At 60.6% G+C, this 16,077-nt stretch carries 12 protein-coding genes; 7 read left to right on the forward strand and 5 right to left on the reverse strand.

What is annotated here, in order from left to right; genetic code table 11:
- Window positions 1–4: 4 nt before the first annotated feature.
- Both J4E42_RS14055 and J4E42_RS14060 read left to right on the forward strand, forming a co-directional pair.
- Window positions 5–2,041, forward strand: coding sequence for a PAS domain-containing sensor histidine kinase (locus J4E42_RS14055; RefSeq protein WP_008029248.1), 2,037 nt, complete (start codon window positions 5–7; stop codon window positions 2,039–2,041).
- 2 nt (window positions 2,042–2,043) lie between these two features.
- Complete coding sequence (locus tag J4E42_RS14060) at window positions 2,044–2,625, forward strand: cob(I)yrinic acid a,c-diamide adenosyltransferase (protein ID WP_207285463.1); 582 nt, start codon at window positions 2,044–2,046, stop codon at window positions 2,623–2,625.
- A 96-nt stretch (window positions 2,626–2,721) separates the two neighbouring features.
- Here J4E42_RS14060 and J4E42_RS14065 read toward each other — a convergent pair whose 3' ends face one another.
- The 4 genes from J4E42_RS14065 to secA all read right to left on the reverse strand — a co-directional run bounded on the left by J4E42_RS14065 (window position 2,722) and on the right by secA (window position 8,513).
- Window positions 2,722–3,672, reverse strand: a complete 951-nt coding sequence (locus tag J4E42_RS14065) for a Nudix family hydrolase (RefSeq protein WP_207285464.1) — start codon at window positions 3,670–3,672, stop codon at window positions 2,722–2,724.
- Window positions 3,669–4,301 carry a glutathione S-transferase family protein gene (locus J4E42_RS14070; protein WP_008043330.1) on the reverse strand — a complete coding sequence of 211 codons (633 nt, stop codon included), beginning with the start codon at window positions 4,299–4,301 and terminating at the stop codon, window positions 3,669–3,671. Before J4E42_RS14070 ends, J4E42_RS14065 begins: the two co-directional genes overlap by 4 nt.
- Window positions 4,302–4,437: 136 nt before the next feature.
- Window positions 4,438–5,655, reverse strand: a complete 1,218-nt coding sequence (argJ, locus tag J4E42_RS14075) for a bifunctional glutamate N-acetyltransferase/amino-acid acetyltransferase ArgJ (RefSeq protein ID WP_192229098.1) — start codon at window positions 5,653–5,655, stop codon at window positions 4,438–4,440.
- A 122-nt stretch (window positions 5,656–5,777) separates the two neighbouring features.
- Window positions 5,778–8,513: a preprotein translocase subunit SecA gene (secA, locus tag J4E42_RS14080; protein WP_207285465.1), complete on the reverse strand. Its 2,736-nt coding sequence runs from the start codon at window positions 8,511–8,513 to the stop codon at window positions 5,778–5,780.
- Between the two features lie 307 nt (window positions 8,514–8,820).
- Here secA and J4E42_RS14085 point away from each other — a divergent pair, with 307 nt between their 5' ends.
- A complete protein-coding gene (locus tag J4E42_RS14085; protein WP_008029261.1) occupies window positions 8,821–9,276 on the forward strand; it encodes a DUF721 domain-containing protein in 456 nt (151 codons plus the stop codon).
- A gap of 105 nt (window positions 9,277–9,381) precedes the next feature.
- Here the strand turns inward: J4E42_RS14085 and J4E42_RS14090 are convergent, their stop codons facing one another.
- The gene (locus tag J4E42_RS14090; RefSeq protein ID WP_032832797.1) at window positions 9,382–10,869 is read right to left on the reverse strand and encodes a helicase HerA-like domain-containing protein; all 1,488 of its coding nucleotides are present in this window, start codon (window positions 10,867–10,869) and stop codon (window positions 9,382–9,384) included.
- 174 nt (window positions 10,870–11,043) lie between these two features.
- Here J4E42_RS14090 and J4E42_RS14095 point away from each other — a divergent pair, with 174 nt between their 5' ends.
- The 4 genes from J4E42_RS14095 to J4E42_RS14110 all read left to right on the forward strand — a co-directional run bounded on the left by J4E42_RS14095 (window position 11,044) and on the right by J4E42_RS14110 (window position 15,980).
- Window positions 11,044–12,933, forward strand: coding sequence for a methyl-accepting chemotaxis protein (locus J4E42_RS14095; RefSeq protein ID WP_207285466.1), 1,890 nt, complete (start codon window positions 11,044–11,046; stop codon window positions 12,931–12,933).
- A gap of 164 nt (window positions 12,934–13,097) precedes the next feature.
- Complete coding sequence (locus J4E42_RS14100; protein WP_008043334.1) at window positions 13,098–14,219, forward strand: glycosyltransferase family 1 protein; 1,122 nt, start codon at window positions 13,098–13,100, stop codon at window positions 14,217–14,219.
- Window positions 14,212–14,988, forward strand: a complete 777-nt coding sequence (locus J4E42_RS14105; RefSeq protein WP_207285467.1) for a DUF2334 domain-containing protein — start codon at window positions 14,212–14,214, stop codon at window positions 14,986–14,988. Before J4E42_RS14100 ends, J4E42_RS14105 begins: the two co-directional genes overlap by 8 nt.
- Window positions 14,985–15,980, forward strand: a complete 996-nt coding sequence (locus J4E42_RS14110; RefSeq protein ID WP_008043336.1) for a lysylphosphatidylglycerol synthase transmembrane domain-containing protein — start codon at window positions 14,985–14,987, stop codon at window positions 15,978–15,980. Before J4E42_RS14105 ends, J4E42_RS14110 begins: the two co-directional genes overlap by 4 nt.
- Window positions 15,981–16,077: the final 97 nt, after the last annotated feature.

The following is a 16,077-nucleotide window of genomic DNA, read 5'->3' on the forward strand; positions in this document are numbered from 1 at the left end:
CCTGATGCCATTGCGCCAGCGCCTTGAAAACCTTCCCGTCGGCCAGAAACTGCTGGCCGCCCTGCTGGTGCTGTTGACCACCGTTTTGCTGGTCGCCAACCTGACCTTTATCAGCGCCGCGTACTACATTTCCCAGGAAAGCATGGCGCCCCAGGCCTTGCAGACCATCGGCCGACTGGTGTCCAACCCGAGCCTGGTGGCTGAAGCGCTGCAGTCACCACAAAATGCCGAGCGGCTGCTCAATGAGCTCAACAGCTATTCACCGCTGCGCGCGGCAGCCCTGTATGACGGCAAGGGCGAAAGGCTGGCGCAGTTGCAACGCGGCGATCATTTGGGCCTGCCTGAGCGTTATCGCCACATCGAATCCTGGCAAGCCACCGAATTTCGCAGCAACCAAGTGATCACCCTGCCCCGCCCCGGCACCGCGCCCGGCCATCTGCTGCTGGTCGCCAGCAGCGAACTGCCGATGGCCTTCTACACCGGGACCCTGACGGCCAGCCTCGGCATTCTGATCTTCAGCGTGCTGTTATGGCTGGTGATCGCCCGGCAGATCAAACGCCTGATTACCCGGCCGATCCATCAACTCGAAGAGCTGTCCCGGCAAGTGACCCGGGAGGAGAACTACGCCCTGCGCGCCTCACGCGGCAACCATGACGAAATCGGCAGCCTGGCCGAGGCGTTCAACACCATGCTCTCGCGTATCGAGGCACGGGAGCAGCAACTCAAACGGGCACGGGACGAATCCCAGGCCGCTTACGATCAGGCCCAGGGCCTGGCCGAAGAAACCCGCCACACCAACCGCAAACTGGAACTCGAGGTCCAGGTGCGCAGCAAGATCGAGAAAAAACTCACCGGGTTCCAGAATTACCTCAACAGCATCATCGACTCCATGCCGTCGGCGCTGATCGCCCTCGACGAGCAGCTCTACGTAACACAGTGGAATCAGGAGGCCAGCGCCCTCTCCGGCACACGCCTGGATGAAGCGCTGAATCAGCCGATCTTCCTTGCGTTCGAACCGCTCAAACCGTTTCTGCCGCAGCTCAAGCAAACCGTCGAGCAGCACACGGTCGCGAAGATCGAGCGCGTGACCTGGCTCAAAGACGATGAACCCAAGCATTACGCCCTGACCTTTTACCCGCTGATGGGCGGTGCCGGTCGTGGTGTGGTGATCCGCATCGACGACATCACCCAGCGCCTGTCGCTGGAGGAAATGATGGTGCAGTCGGAAAAAATGCTCTCGGTTGGCGGCCTCGCCGCCGGCATGGCCCACGAAATCAACAACCCGCTTGGCGCGATCCTGCACAACGTGCAGAACATTCGTCGACGCCTGTCCCCGGACTTGCCAAAAAACCTCGAACAGGCCGAACAAGTCGGCGTTGAGCTGGATACGGTCAACGAGTACCTGAAAGTACGTGAGGTGCCGCAGCTGCTCGACGGCATTCAACAGGCTGGCGCCCGGGCGGCGAAAATCGTCACCCACATGCTCAGCTTCAGCCGCCGCAGCACCCGGCAAATGGCGCCGTGCGATTTGCCGGCGCTGATCGATCAAGCCGTGGAAATCGCCGGCAACGACTTTGACCTGGCGATTGGCTTTGACTTCAAGGGTCAGGCGATCATTCGTCAGTTCGACCCCGCTCTGGGCCCCGTGCCCGGCACCGCCAACGAACTTGAGCAAGTGCTGCTCAACCTGCTGAAAAACGCCGCGCAAGCCATTCACCAGCGCGAGGACGGCTGCGAGCCGGGACGGATCATCCTGCGGACCCGACTCAATCCACCGTGGGCGGAAATCCAGGTCGAGGACAATGGCATCGGCATGAGCGAGAGCGTGCGCAAACGCACCTTCGAACCCTTCTTCACCACCAAGGAAATCGGTCAGGGCACCGGGCTTGGCTTGTCGGTTTCGTATTTCATCATCACCAACAACCACAAGGGTCAGATGGAAGTGCAATCGACCCTGGGCCAGGGCACGTGTTTCACCTTGCGCCTGCCGTTGACGAGCACCCCGCTCGTTTCTCAAGAACTCAATCAGCTTTCGAGGTAACCATGGGCTTTCGCTTGTCGAAGATCTACACCCGCACCGGCGACAAAGGCGAAACCGGGCTGGGCGACGGCCGCCGCGTGCCCAAGGACCACCCGCGGATCGAGGCCATTGGCGAAGTCGATTCATTGAACAGCCAGGTCGGCGTGCTGTTGGCCGGGCTCGAAGCGGAACTTGGAAAGTTTCCCGGATTAAACGAAGTGATCGAGGTATTGGCGCCTTGCCAGCATCGGTTGTTCGATCTCGGTGGCGAACTGGCCATGCCGGAATATCAGGCGTTGAATGCGGCAGAAATCGAACGCCTGGAAGCAGCGATCGATGTGTGGAATGAAGAGCTGGGGCCGCTGGAGAATTTCATTCTGCCGGGCGGTTCGGCGCTGATTGCCCAAGCGCATGTGTGTCGAAGCCTGGCGCGCAGTGCCGAGCGCCGATGTCAGCATTTGAATGCGCTTGAACCGTTGGCCGGGGTTGGCCTGGCGTACATCAATCGGTTGTCGGATCTGTTGTTTGTGGTGGCGCGGGTGATTGCCAGGCGTCAGGGGGTTGCGGAGATTTTGTGGCAGCCTGCTGCGAAACCCGAGGTTTAATCGCCGTCCTTCAGGACGCCTTCGCCGGCAAGCCGGCTCCTACAGAAGGATCGCGTAACCCTGTAGGAGCCGGCTTGCCGGCGATGAGGCCATCCGCTACACCAAAGAATCCGGCCAGAACGCCCGAATCCCCGCCACACCTTGGGCGCCTGCCGCCCAAGCCTGATCAACTTGCGCCGGCCCAACACCGCCGAGCAAGAACACCGGCTTGCTGAAACCTTCGATCAACGTCGAAGCCTGCTCCCAACCCAGCGGCTGAGCCCCCGGATGCGTCAGGGTCGGCTGCACCGGCGACAGGGTCACAAAGTCCACGCCCATCTGCTCGGCCAACGCCAGTTCCTCGGCGTTATGGCAGGACGCCGCCAACCAGCGCGACGCCGGTAGCGGACGACCGGCCGCTGCGTATTTGCGCAGCTGTGCCGAGGTGATGTGCCAACCGGCCGAAGGGAAATCGCCCAACCATTCGAACGGTCCCTTGATCATCAACTGCGCCTTGCCGGCACACAGCCCGGCTGCGTCCACCGCCAGATCACGGTATTTCGGGTCGTAGCCGTTGGGCGCCCGCAGCTGGATCAACTTGATGCCGTTGGCGATGGCTTTCTGAATACCGCGCAGCAGCGCAGGGGTTTCCAGATCTTCAGGCGTAATCAGGTAAGCCGCAGGCAATCGCGCCGCCGCAACGATTGGCTGGTTGGCGGCCGGAAACTCATAGCCCGGCAGATCACGCGGCGCCACCCATTCCAAAGGCTGGCCTTCGGCACCGTGAGGTTCGCCGGAAAAGTCCGAGACCTCCCAGACATCCAGCAACACTTGTTTGTCCGGGTAGTCATGGCGGACCTTGATCAGCGGTCGCGCGGCATTGACCACAATTCCCAGCTCTTCATGAAGCTCACGGGCCAGCGCAGTTTCCACGGATTCGTCGGCCTCGACCTTGCCACCCGGGAATTCCCAAAGACCGCCCTGATGCTGAGTGTCGGCGCGCCGGGCGATAAGGATCTTGCCGCTGCTATCGCGGATAACCGCGGCGGCTACGTGTACTCGTTTCACTGCCCGACCTCCTCCAGACCCGCCTTTTGCCAGGCCTTGAAGGCTGGCCATTGGTAGATCGTTTCGACGTAGGCCTCGTCCGCCACCGGCAATTTCACCTGGTAGGTGCGAAGGCGCACGGCAATGGGTGCGAAGAAGGCATCGGCCAGGGTCGCACGGCCAAACAGGTATGGACCGGTTTCGGTCGCGGCTGCGCGGCACTCGGCCCACAACGCCAGCATGCGTTCGATGTCCGCCTGGACGTCAGCCGGGACCGGCGACAAAGGTGCGTCGCGGCTCAGGTCAAACGGCATGTTGCCGCGCATGGCGAAGAAGCCGGCGTGCATCTGTGCACAGGCTGAACGTGCCTGGGCGCGGACCGCGACGTCTTTGGGCCAGAGGCCGGAGTGAGGGAATTGTTCGGCCAGGTACTCGGCAATCGCCAGGGAATCGGCGATGGTGCCGTGCTCGGTTTTCAGCAACGGGACTTTGGCGGTCGGCGAATGCTTGAGCAACTGCTCGCGAGTGTCCGGCTGGTTCAGTTTGATCAATTCTTCGGTGTACGGGGCACCGGCCAGGTCAAGGGCCAGGGCGCCGCGCAGGGACCAGGAGGAATGCAATTTGTCGCCGATGATCAGGTGGAGGCTCATGTTCGGGACCTTTTGATGAGGGGGGACAGGCCAGAATCTTTGGTGTCTGATCGGACCTCTTCGCGGGCAAGCCTCGCTCCTACAGGGATTGCGCGATCCTTGTAGGAGCGAGGCTTGCCCGCGAAAGCGATCTGTCTTACGTACGGTACTCGGCGTTGATCTTCACGTATTCGTGGGACAGGTCCGTGGTCCAGATGGTTTCGCTGCAATCGCCGCGACCCAGTTCGATACGGATGGTGATTTCTTCCTGCTGCATCACCGCTGCGCCCTGGGCTTCGGTGTAGGTCGATGCGCGGGCGCCACGGCTGGCGATGCAGACTTCGCCGAGGAACACGTCGATCTTGCTCACGTCCAGGTTAGGTACGCCGGCACGGCCAACGGCAGCCAGGATGCGGCCCCAGTTCGGGTCGGATGCGAACAGCGCGGTCTTGATCAGCGGCGAGTGCGCCACGGTGTAGCCAACATCCAGGCATTCCTGGTGATTGCCGCCGCCGTTGACTTCAACGGTGACGAACTTGGTCGCGCCTTCGCCGTCACGCACGATGGCCTGGGCCACGTCCATGCACACTTCGAACACAGCCTGTTTCAGCTTGGCGAACAGTTCACCACTGGCGGAGGTGATTTCCGGCAGTGCCGCCTGACCGGTGGCGATCAGCATGCAGCAGTCGTTGGTTGAGGTGTCGCCGTCGATGGTGATGCGGTTGAACGACTTGTTGGCACCGTCCAGCAACAGGTTTTGCAACACGTCGCGGGAGACTTTGGCGTCGGTGGCGATGTAGCCGAGCATGGTCGCCATGTTCGGACGGATCATGCCCGCGCCTTTGCTGATGCCGGTAACGGTGATGGTCACGCCGTCATGCTCGAACTGGCGGCTGGCGCCCTTCGGCAGGGTATCGGTGGTCATGATGCCGGTGGCGGCAGCTTCCCAGTTGTTCACCGACAGGTCGTCGAGAGCGGCTTGCAGCGCGCCTTCGATTTTCTCGACCGGCAGCGGTTCGCCGATCACACCGGTGGAGTACGGCAGCACCAGGCTGGCATCGACGCCGGTCAGTTCGGCCAGTTTCGCGCAGGTGCGCTCGGCGGCGGCCAGACCCGGCTCGCCGGTGCCGGCGTTGGCGTTGCCGGTGTTGGTCAGCAGGTAACGCACCGGACCTTGCACACGCTGCTTGGCCAGGATCACCGGAGCGGCGCAAAAGGCGTTCAGGGTAAACACGCCTGCCACGGTGGAGCCTTCGGCGCAGCGCATGACCACGACATCCTTGCGTCCAGGACGCTTGATGCCGGCCGAGGCGATACCGAGTTCAAAACCGGCAACCGGGTGCAACGTTGGCAAAGGACCAAGACCAACAGCCATGAATGCGCTCCTTAATAAATGATGTCTGCACCGCTTTCAGGAAGAACGGTGGTGTAAATGGCAAAACGCCGCGACGGCTGATGCCGGTCGCGGCGCGGGTATTTCAGCGTATGAAACGGGTTTTACTGGATCTGCCCGTGGCAATGCTTGAACTTCTTGCCCGAACCGCAGTAGCACAGTTCGTTACGGCCCAGCTTCTGTTCGTTGCGAACCGGTGCGGTGGCGAGGGCTACATCGAGCTCTTCACCCAGCTGTTCCGGTTGATCAAGACCAGGTGCTTCAGCGTGCTCGAACTGCATGCGCGCCGCCAGTGCTTCGGCTTCCTGGCGCAGGCGTTGCTCTTCTTCGATCGGATCTTCGCGGCGAACCTGAACGTGCGACAGCACACGGATCGAGTCGCGCTTGATCGAATCCAGCAGCTCGGAGAACAGCGTGAACGACTCGCGCTTGTACTCTTGCTTCGGGTTCTTCTGCGCATAACCACGCAAGTGGATGCCGTGACGCAGGTGGTCCATGGTCGACAGGTGGTCTTTCCACAGGTCGTCCAGCACGCGCAGCACGATTTGCTTCTCGAAGGTGCGCAGCGCGTCGGCGCCCGCCTGGTCTTCTTTCTCGTTGTACGCCGCGATGAGCTCCTGCATCAGCTTCTCGCGCAGGGTTTCTTCGTACAGGTGATCGTCTTCGTCGAGCCATTGCTGGATCGGCAGCGCCACACCGAAGTCGCTCTGCAATGCCGCTTCCAGACCCGCCACGTCCCACTGCTCAGGCAGCGATTGCGGTGGAATGTGGGCGCTGACGGTAGCGTTGAGTACGTCCTGACGGAAGTCGGCGATGGTTTCACCGATGTTGTCGGCGGCCAGCAACGTGTTGCGCATGTGATAGATCACTTTACGCTGTTCGTTGTTGACGTCATCGAACTCGAGCAGTTGTTTACGAATGTCGAAGTTGCGGCCTTCAACCTTGCGCTGAGCCTTCTCGATGGCGTTGGTCACCATGCGGTGCTCGATCGCTTCACCGGACTGCATGCCCAATGCTTTCATGAAGTTCTTCACCCGGTCAGAGGCGAAGATGCGCATCAGGCTGTCTTCCAGCGACAGGTAGAAACGGCTGGAACCGGCGTCACCCTGACGACCTGCACGACCACGCAACTGGTTGTCGATACGGCGCGATTCGTGACGTTCGGACGCAATCACCTGCAAGCCACCCGACTCCAGCACTTGCTGGTGACGCTTCTGCCAGTCGGCCTTGATCTGGGCAATCTGCTCCGGCGTCGGGTCTTCCAGAGACGCGACTTCCACTTCCCAGTTGCCGCCCAACAGAATGTCGGTACCACGACCGGCCATGTTGGTGGCGATGGTCAGTGCGCCTGGACGACCGGCCTGGGCAATGATTTCGGCTTCTTTTTCGTGGAACTTGGCGTTCAGGACCTTGTGTTCGATGCCTTCCTTCTGCAGCAGCGCAGACATGTGTTCGGAAGTTTCGATGGTTGCAGTACCCACCAGCACCGGACGGCCGTGAGTCATGCATTCCTTGATGTCGTTGATGATCGCCGCGTATTTCTCTTCGGCGGTCAGGAACACCAGGTCGTTGTAGTCTTTACGCGCCAAAGGCTTGTTCGGCGGGATCACCATGACCTGCAGGCCGTAGATCTGGTGGAATTCGAACGCTTCGGTGTCTGCGGTACCGGTCATGCCGGACAACTTGTTGTACAGACGGAAGTAGTTCTGGAACGTGGTCGACGCCAATGTCTGGCTTTCGGCCTGGATGTTCAGGTTTTCCTTGGCTTCGATGGCCTGGTGCAGGCCTTCGGACAAACGGCGACCCGGCATGGTACGACCGGTGTGTTCGTCGACCAGGACGACCTGACCGTCCTGCACGATGTATTCAACGTTGCGGTTGAACAGCTTGTGCGCACGCAGGCCGGCATAGACGTGGGTCAGCAGGCCCAGGTTATGCGCCGAATACAGGCTCTCGCCTTCAGCCAGCAGGCCGACGCGGGTCAGCATGTCTTCGATGAACTGGTGACCGGCTTCGTTGAGTTCGACCTGACGGGTCTTCTCGTCGACGGTGTAATGGCCGGCCTTGGTGACTTCGCCTTCGACTTCTTCGACGTGCAATTGCAGCTGCGGGATCAGTTTGTTGATCTCGATGTACAGCTTCGAGCTGTCCTCGGCCTGACCGGAAATGATCAGCGGGGTACGGGCTTCGTCGATGAGGATGGAGTCGACTTCGTCGATCACGGCAAAGTTGAGTTCGCGCTGGAATTTTTCTTCCATGCTGAACGCCATGTTGTCGCGCAGGTAGTCGAAACCGAATTCGTTGTTGGTGCCGTAGGTGATGTCGGCGGCGTAGGCCTGACGTTTCTCTTCCGGCGGCTGGAAAGGTGTAACCACACCGACCGTCATGCCGAGGAATTCGTAGAGCGGACGCATCCAGTTGGCGTCACGGCGGGCCAGATAGTCGTTCACGGTAACAACGTGCACGCCTTTGCCGGACAGCGCGTTGAGGTAAACGCCCAGTGTGGCCACCAGGGTCTTGCCTTCACCGGTACGCATTTCCGCGATCATGCCTTCATGCAAGGTCATGCCGCCGATCAGCTGGACATCGAAGTGACGCATACCCATGACGCGCTTACCGGCTTCGCGGGCGACCGCAAAGGCTTCTGGCAGCAGCTTGTCGAGGGATTCCCCTTTGGCGATGCGGGCCTTGAACTCATCCGTCTTGGCACGCAATTGATCGTCCGAAAGGGCCACCATTTGCTCTTCGAAGGCATTGACGAGTTGCACCGTCTTGAGCATGCGTTTGACTTCACGCTCGTTCTTGCTTCCAAAAAGTTTCTTTAACAAAGGCGCAAACATATCGGCAGGATCTTCCACACTAAAGGGATGGAGGGCGGCCCCGTGAGTCGCCCGTGCAGCCCTCATGGCCGCATGCGAACGAGCATTCTACCCGGAAACGATGGTGAGGAAAGTGGCGTTGTTCCACGATGCATGCACTGCGCTGTTACGGGGCTCACTTAAAATAAGGGCTTTTTGCTGAACTTCAAGCCACTGACGGCAGAAGTTACTTGTTGATTTAATGGGTAAAGCGCGCGCAAAGCAATGGGTCGGGTGCAACCAGTGCTTTCTGCTACCATGGCGGCTCTGTTACTTCAGGTGTCTGATCATGGCATTTCGCCCTCTTACGGCCAGAGCACCCGCCGTTCTGCTTCGCGAAGCCAAACCGCTGAAAGCCATTTTTGGCCATGCTCAACGCCTGGGTCATTTACAACGCCTGCTCGAAAGCCAATTGCAGCCCGCTGCGCGCGAACATTGCCATGTGGCGTCGTGGCGCGAAGGCAGTTTATTGCTGATTGTCACTGACGGACATTGGGCAACGCGTCTGCGTTATCAACAGAAGCGTCTGCAACGGCAGTTGCAGATGTTCGATGAGTTCGCCAGCCTGACGCGGATTCTGTTCAAGGTGCAGCCACCGACCGTTCAGCAAGGCGCGGCCGGGCATACCATCAGTTTGTCGACGGATGCGGGGGCGACCATACAAGCGACGGCTGAGGGGATCAGCGATCCGAACCTGCGGGCGGCGCTGGAGCGACTGGCCGCTCACGCCAAACCAAAAGACTGACACGGCCCCTGTAGGAGCGAGGCTTGCCCGCGAAGCTTTGGGCGCCCTCAAGGGCCCCTTCGCGGGCAAGCCTCGCTCCTACAAGGGGATGCATACGCCAGGAAATTAGCGGCGTTTGCTACCGCCGAGCAGTGACCCCATCAACCCGCGCACCAGTTGCCGACCAAGCTGATTGGCCGCCTGTCGCATCGCCGACTTCAGCGCCTGCCCTGCGGCCGTGCCGAGAAGCTCCCCGGCCTTGTCGGTGAAGCTCGGTTCTTCTGGCGCAGGTTTGCCCGGTGCCGCTTCGGGTTCCGGCGCCAGGCCTTTGCGCCCCATCAGCACTTCATAGGCTGATTCGCGATCCACCGGTTTGTCATACCGCCCCTTGAACGGCGAGCCGGCGATCAGCAGCGTGCGCTCGGTTTCGCTCAGCGGCCCGATCCGTGATTGCGGCGGTGCCACCAGGACGCGCTGGACCATCTCTGGCGTGCCTTTGTCCTGCAATGTGCCCACCAGCGCCTCGCCGATCCCCAGTTCGGTCAGCACCGACAAGGCATCGAACGCCGGGTTCGGCCGGAATCCCTCGGCCACCGCACGCAGGGATTTTTGTTCCTTGGCAGTGAACGCACGCAAACCATGCTGGATACGCAGGCCGAGCTGCGCCAGCACGTCATCCGGCAAGTCGCCCGGCGATTGGGTGACGAAATACACGCCCACGCCTTTCGAGCGAATCAGCCGCACCACTTGCTCCAGACGCTCCTGCAACGCCTTGGGCGTATCGGCAAACAATAAATGGGCTTCGTCGAAAAACAGCGCCAGCAGCGGTTTGTCGGCATCGCCGCGCTCCGGCAGTTGCTCGAACAGTTCAGCCAGCAGCCACAACAGAAACGTCGCGTAGACCTTCGGCGCTTCGTGCACCAGACGACTGGCATCGAGCAAGTGAATGCGCCCGCGCCCCTCGGCGGTCGGTTGCAGAATGTCTTCGAGTTGCAGCGCCGGCTCGCCGAACAAGGCTTCAGCACCTTGTTGTTCCAGGGTCGCCAATCGGCGCAACAAGGCCTGGCTGGAACCGGTGGTCATCAACGCGGCGTCGTCGCCCAGCAATTCGGGGTGGTCGCGCAGGTGATTGAGCAGTGCCTTCAGGTCCTTCAAGTCCAGCAACAACAGACCTTCGCGGTCCGCCACCTTGAACGCGGCGTACAGCGCCGATTGCTGGCTGTCGGTCAACTCCAGCAGGGCGCCAATCAACAGCGGGCCCATTTCGCTCAAGGTGGTGCGCAAGGGATGACCGGACTGGCCGTGAATGTCCCACAAAGTGACCGGGTACGCCTGCGGCGTGTGATTCAGCCAGGGCATCCCGGCGATTCGCTCGGCGATCTTGCCCTGCGGGTTGCCGGCAGCGCCGAGGCCGCACAGGTCACCTTTGATGTCCGCCGCGAACACGGCCACGCCAGCATCGCTGAACGCTTCGGCCAGTCGTTGCAAGGTAACGGTCTTGCCGGTCCCGGTAGCGCCCGCGACCAGACCGTGACGGTTCGCCAGGCGCATGGCCTGGGCGATCGGTTGCCCCGCGAGATCGGCACCGATAACGAGTTGCGATGAATCAGGCATTTGGTCACCCATGGTTAATCTTTAATTCTGCACGGCCGATATAAAAGACTGAAAAGCTTCGGTAATCCCCCCAAGGAGAGGACGGAAATATCAGCTTGTTTTCATGACCGCCCACTGCGCGCTTCCTTATAAAAGCACGCCTTGGGCATTAAGACCTTAGCGGAACCCCAAGCCATGAACAAAAATCTGCGCTTCAGCCATAAAATCCTGCTTGCCGCCGCCCTCATCGTCATTGCCGCGTTCGCCTCGTTCACCCTGTACAACGACTATCTACAGCGCAACGCCATTCGCGAGGACCTGGACAAGAATCTGCAAAAAATGGGCAGCGTGACTGCCAACAATATCCAGACCTGGCTGACCGGACGCAGTCTGCTGATCGAAAACCTCGCACAAAACGCCGCGCTGAACCCGGACATCGGCAACGTCGCCAAGCTGCTGGAGCAGAAGGCGGTGACGTCGACCTTCATGGGTGCTTACATTGGCAACAAGGATGGCACCTTCATCATCCGCCCGGACAGCAAAATGCCGGATGGCTATGATCCGCGCGCCCGCCCTTGGTACAAAAGCGCCCAAAGCACCAGTGGCTCGGCGCTGACCGAACCCTACATCGATCTGGCCTCTGGCCAACTGGTCATCTCCATCGTCAACAGTGTGCTCAAGGACGGCCAGAACATTGGCGTGGTCGGTGGTGACCTGAGCCTGCAAGTGATCGCCGACAGCCTGAATGCGCTGGACTTCGATGGCATGGGTTATGCGTTCCTGGTCAGCGCCGATGGCAAGATCCTGGTGCACCCGGACAAAGCGCTGGTGATGAAATCCCTGGCTGAGTCGTACCCGAAAAATACACCGCGCATCAGCAGCGATTTCAGTGAAGTGGAAGTCGATGGCAAAACCCGCATCGTCACTTTCACCCCGATCAAAGGCCTGTCTTCCGTCAACTGGTACATCGGTCTGTCAGTGGATAAGGACAAAGCCTTCGCGAAACTCAGCGATTTCCGCGCCTCGGCGGTCATTGCGACTGTCATCGCAGTTGCGATCATCATTGCCTTGCTGGGCATGCTGATCCGCATCCTGATCCAGCCGCTGCACGTCATGACCCGCGCCATGGCCGACATTGCCGACGGTGAGGGCGACCTGACCAAACGCCTCACTATCCAGAACAACGATGAATTCGGCCTCCTGGGCACCGCGTTCAACCGTTTCGTGGAGCGCATTCACGGTTCGATCCGCGAAGTGTCTTCGGCCACCGGCCAGGTCAACGAAGTGGCGCTGCGTGTAGTCGCGGCTTCCAACTCGTCGATGTACAACTCTGACCAGCAAGCTTCGCGCACCAGCAGCGTCGCTGCCGCGATCAATCAGCTCGGTGCCGCGGCCCAGGAAATCGCGCGCAACGCCGCCCAGGCGTCGAGCCAGGCCAGCGATGCCCGAAACCTCGCCGAAGACGGCCAACAGGTGGTGGATCGCAGCATTGTCGCGATGAACCAACTGTCGAGCATGCTCAGCGCTTCGAGCACCAACATCGAATCGCTGAACAGCAAAACCGTGAACATCGGGCAGATTCTCGAAGTGATCACCAGCATTTCCCAGCAAACCAACCTGCTGGCGCTGAACGCCGCGATCGAAGCGGCCCGTGCCGGTGAAGCCGGGCGTGGTTTTGCCGTGGTGGCCGATGAAGTGCGCAACCTGGCACACCGCACGCAGGAATCGGCGCAGCAGGTGCAGACCATGATCGAGGAGCTGCAAATCGGCGCCCGCGAATCCGTCAGCACCATGAGCGACAGCCAGCGCCACAGTCAGGACAGCGTGGAAATCGCCAACCTGGCGGGCGAACGCCTGAACAGCGTGACGTTGCGCATTGGTGAGATCGACGGGATGAACCAGTCCGTGGCGACGGCAACCGAGGAACAGACGGCGGTGGTGGAATCGATCAACGTCGACATTACCGAGATCAATACGTTGAACCAGGAAGGGGTGGAAAACCTGCAATCGACGTTGCGGGCGTGTTCGGACCTGGAACAGCAGGCGGCGCGTCTCAAGCAGTTGGTCGGTAGTTTCCGGATCTGATGCGATTCTGAGGGCCCCTTCGCGGGCAAGCCTCGCTCCTACATGGTTTTACGTGAACCTGTAGGAGCGAGGCTTGCCCGCGAAGTCTGTAACACACCACAAAACCCCAGCCGAACATCTATTCTTCATTAAGGTCAACCAAGGGAGTACAACGGACCGGAGGGATGTTCATCGTGCACATCGCGGACATAACCATGTTCTACGCCCCTGCCAGCGGTGGCGTGCGCACGTATCTGGATGCAAAACACCGTCGCCTGGGCGTCAAACCCGGCATTCGCCACAGCCTGCTGATCCCCGGTTCACATCTCAGCGAACAGGACGGCGTTTACACGGTTCCGGCCCCTGCCCTGCCCTTCGGCAAGGGTTATCGTTTCCCTCTCCGTCTCGCCCCTTGGCGAAATGTCCTGCAGGATTTGCAGCCCGATCTGATCGAAGTCGGCGACCCTTACCTCACAGCCTGGGCGGCGCTCGATGCCCGCCGCCAACTCGACGTGCCAGTGATCGGCTTCTATCACTCGGACTTGCCGCTGCTGGTCAGCAATCGCATGGGCAATTGGGTCACAACCAACGTCGAAGCGTATGTCAAAAAGCTCTACGGCAACTTCGACCGGGTCTTGGCGCCGAGCCGGATCATGGCCGACAAACTGACCAGCCTGGGCGTGAACAACGTTTTCGTCCAAACCCTGGGCGTCGACCTGCAAACCTTTCATCCCGATGCCCGGGATCCAAGCCTGCGCACGCAACTGGGCATCAATGAAAACACGCACCTGCTGATTTTTGCCGGGCGTGGTTCCAAGGAAAAAAACCTGCCGGTGTTGCTGGAATGCATGCGGCGCCTGGGACGGCGTTATCACCTGTTGCTGGTGGGGTCGTCGATGCCGGTCGTGGTCCCGGACAACGTCACCGTCATCCATGAGTTCTGCCCCGTCACGCAGGTGGCGAAGTTGATGGCCAGCGCCGATGCGCTGCTGCATGCCGGTGACCAGGAAACGTTTGGCCTGGTGATCCTCGAAGCCATGGCCAGCGGCATTCCGGTAGTAGCTGTGGCGGCGGGAGCCTTTGAAGAAATCATCAGCGCAGAATGCGGGCTGCTGTGCGCGCCGAACGACCCGGTGGCGATGGCCAATGCGGTGCGGGAGCTGTTCAGTTCAGGCAGTGCCGCGCTCGGCCAACAAGCGCGCCTCCATGTCGAACGGCATTATTCGTGGGACGCGGTAGTCGACAGCCTGCTGGGCCACTATCACGCCGTCCTCGGCAACCAATGGCCGCTGGCCGCCAATGGTTGAGCCCATGACCGCGCCCTGCCTGTTACTCGTACTGCATGACGTCGCGCCGCACACCTGGGCCGATTACCAACCGTTTGTCGAAGCCGTGGACGCCTTGGGTGAAGTGCCGATGACCTGGCTGGTGGTGCCGGATTACCACAGACACAACGATCTGGAGGCACACCCGGGGTTGCGCCGCCTGCTGACCGGTCGTGTCGCCCGAGGTGACGAACTGGCGCTGCACGGCTATTTTCATTGTGATGACGAGCCGCCGCCCAACACGCCACGAGACTGGTTCATGCGCCGCATTTATACCCGTGAAGGCGAGTTCTACACGCTGTCGCAGGACGCGGCCCTCACGCGTCTGCGCGCAGGTATCGAGCTGTTTCATCGCTATCACTGGCCGCTCGAAGGGTTCGTCGCTCCGGCCTGGTTAATGAGCGAAGGTACGCGCCAGGCCTTGCGCCAGTTACCCCTGAGTTACACCAGCGATCCTCAGCATCTGATTCGTCTGCCGGATTTCACCCCGGTCGATGCGCCGGGACTGGTCTGGAGTGCGCGCAGCGCATGGCGGCGAGGTTTGTCGAAGCTCGTCTGCGATCAGCGCGAACAACGCTGGCGCGAGGCGTCGGTGATTCGTCTGGGCCTGCACCCGGTGGACATGCGTCATCGGTTCGCGCGCGATTACTGGCTGCACACCCTCAAGCGATTACTCGACCAAGGCCGCCTGCCGATGACCAAGGCTCGTTGGCTGGCGCTGCACAGCGACCGCATCGGTCGCGCCGCATGAGCCGGGGGATTCTGCTGTTTGTCGCACTGCTCGCGGCGGTGCTGATTCCGCTGCTGCTGGGTGGCAACCAGACCTGGTCGCGATTGCAAAGCTTTCCACTGAGCTGGTTGCTGATCATGTTCGGCATGATCCTGCTGTGCTGGGTGGTGAACACGATGCGTTTGCGCCTGTTGCTGGGTGATGAGCGCGACAAGGTCAGCCCGGTCAAAAGCCTCGGCGTGGTGATGGCTGCCGAGTTCGCCTACTGCGCCACACCGGGCGGCAGCGGCGGACCGCTGACCATCATGGCGCTGCTGGCCCGCAACGGGGTGCGCCCGGCACGGGGCAGCGCGGTTTTCGCCATGGACCAACTCAGCGATCTGCTGTTCTTTCTCTGCGCATTAAGCGGGATTCTGATTTATGCGCTGTTCCAGCACCTCAGTGAACGCATGGAGTGGCTGCTGACCGTCAGTGCGATATCGATGTTCGGCGGGCTGCTCAGTTGTGTGGTGATTGCGCGCTACCATCGGCTGCTGATTCGCCTCAGCGGGCGGCTGCTCGCACGCCTCAATGTCAAAGGCACCACGCGCCTGCGCTGGGCGCGAAAACTCCTGCACTTTCTTGCGGCGTTCACTGACACGCTGAAGTTGCCCTTTCGGACTTTGATCAAGGTGTTTGCCCTGACCTGTGTGCATTGGGTGCTGCGTTATAGCGTGTTGTACCTGGCGTTGCGCGGGCTTGGCGCGGATTTGCAGTGGGCCTGGAGCTTTTTGATTCAGATGCTTTCGCTGAGTGCGGGGCAGTTCAGCCTGTTGCCGGGGGGCGCCGGGGCGGCGGAATTGACCTCGGCTGCATTGCTGGCGCCCATGGTGGGGAAATCCACTGCGGCGGCGGCGATTCTGATTTGGCGGGCGGTGACTTATTACTTTTATCTGGTGGTGGGGGGGCCGGTGTTTTTGTTGATGGTTGGGCGGCCGTTGTTGAAGAAGTTGATGAGGTTTAGGCAGGCTTAGTTTTTTATTGTGTGCATATCCGTTGCTGCGGTAACGGCGGCTTATGGTTTCGCTTTTACAGCGAGTCACTTTGGAAAAGCCCCAAAGTAACCAAAAG

This window comes from Pseudomonas sp. FW300-N2A2, from assembly GCF_017351735.1.
In the GTDB taxonomy this organism is placed as follows: Bacteria; Pseudomonadota; Gammaproteobacteria; order Pseudomonadales; family Pseudomonadaceae; genus Aquipseudomonas; species Aquipseudomonas migulae.

What these genes read in the sequence shown, in the direction of transcription:
- J4E42_RS14100 (WP_008043334.1), top strand. Translation starts at nt 13,098, where the DNA reads ATGTTCATCGTGCACATCGCGGACATAACCATGTTCTACGCCCCTGCC.
- J4E42_RS14090 (WP_032832797.1), bottom strand. Translation starts at nt 10,869, where the DNA reads ATGCCTGATTCATCGCAACTCGTTATCGGTGCCGATCTCGCGGGGCAA.
- argJ (WP_192229098.1), bottom strand. Translation starts at nt 5,655, where the DNA reads ATGGCTGTTGGTCTTGGTCCTTTGCCAACGTTGCACCCGGTTGCCGGT.
- J4E42_RS14055 (WP_008029248.1), top strand. Translation starts at nt 5, where the DNA reads ATGCCATTGCGCCAGCGCCTTGAAAACCTTCCCGTCGGCCAGAAACTG.
- secA (WP_207285465.1), bottom strand. Translation starts at nt 8,513, where the DNA reads ATGTTTGCGCCTTTGTTAAAGAAACTTTTTGGAAGCAAGAACGAGCGT.
- J4E42_RS14105 (WP_207285467.1), top strand. Translation starts at nt 14,212, where the DNA reads ATGGTTGAGCCCATGACCGCGCCCTGCCTGTTACTCGTACTGCATGAC.
- J4E42_RS14095 (WP_207285466.1), top strand. Translation starts at nt 11,044, where the DNA reads ATGAACAAAAATCTGCGCTTCAGCCATAAAATCCTGCTTGCCGCCGCC.
- J4E42_RS14085 (WP_008029261.1), top strand. Translation starts at nt 8,821, where the DNA reads ATGGCATTTCGCCCTCTTACGGCCAGAGCACCCGCCGTTCTGCTTCGC.
- J4E42_RS14110 (WP_008043336.1), top strand. Translation starts at nt 14,985, where the DNA reads ATGAGCCGGGGGATTCTGCTGTTTGTCGCACTGCTCGCGGCGGTGCTG.
- J4E42_RS14060 (WP_207285463.1), top strand. Translation starts at nt 2,044, where the DNA reads ATGGGCTTTCGCTTGTCGAAGATCTACACCCGCACCGGCGACAAAGGC.
- J4E42_RS14070 (WP_008043330.1), bottom strand. Translation starts at nt 4,301, where the DNA reads ATGAGCCTCCACCTGATCATCGGCGACAAATTGCATTCCTCCTGGTCC.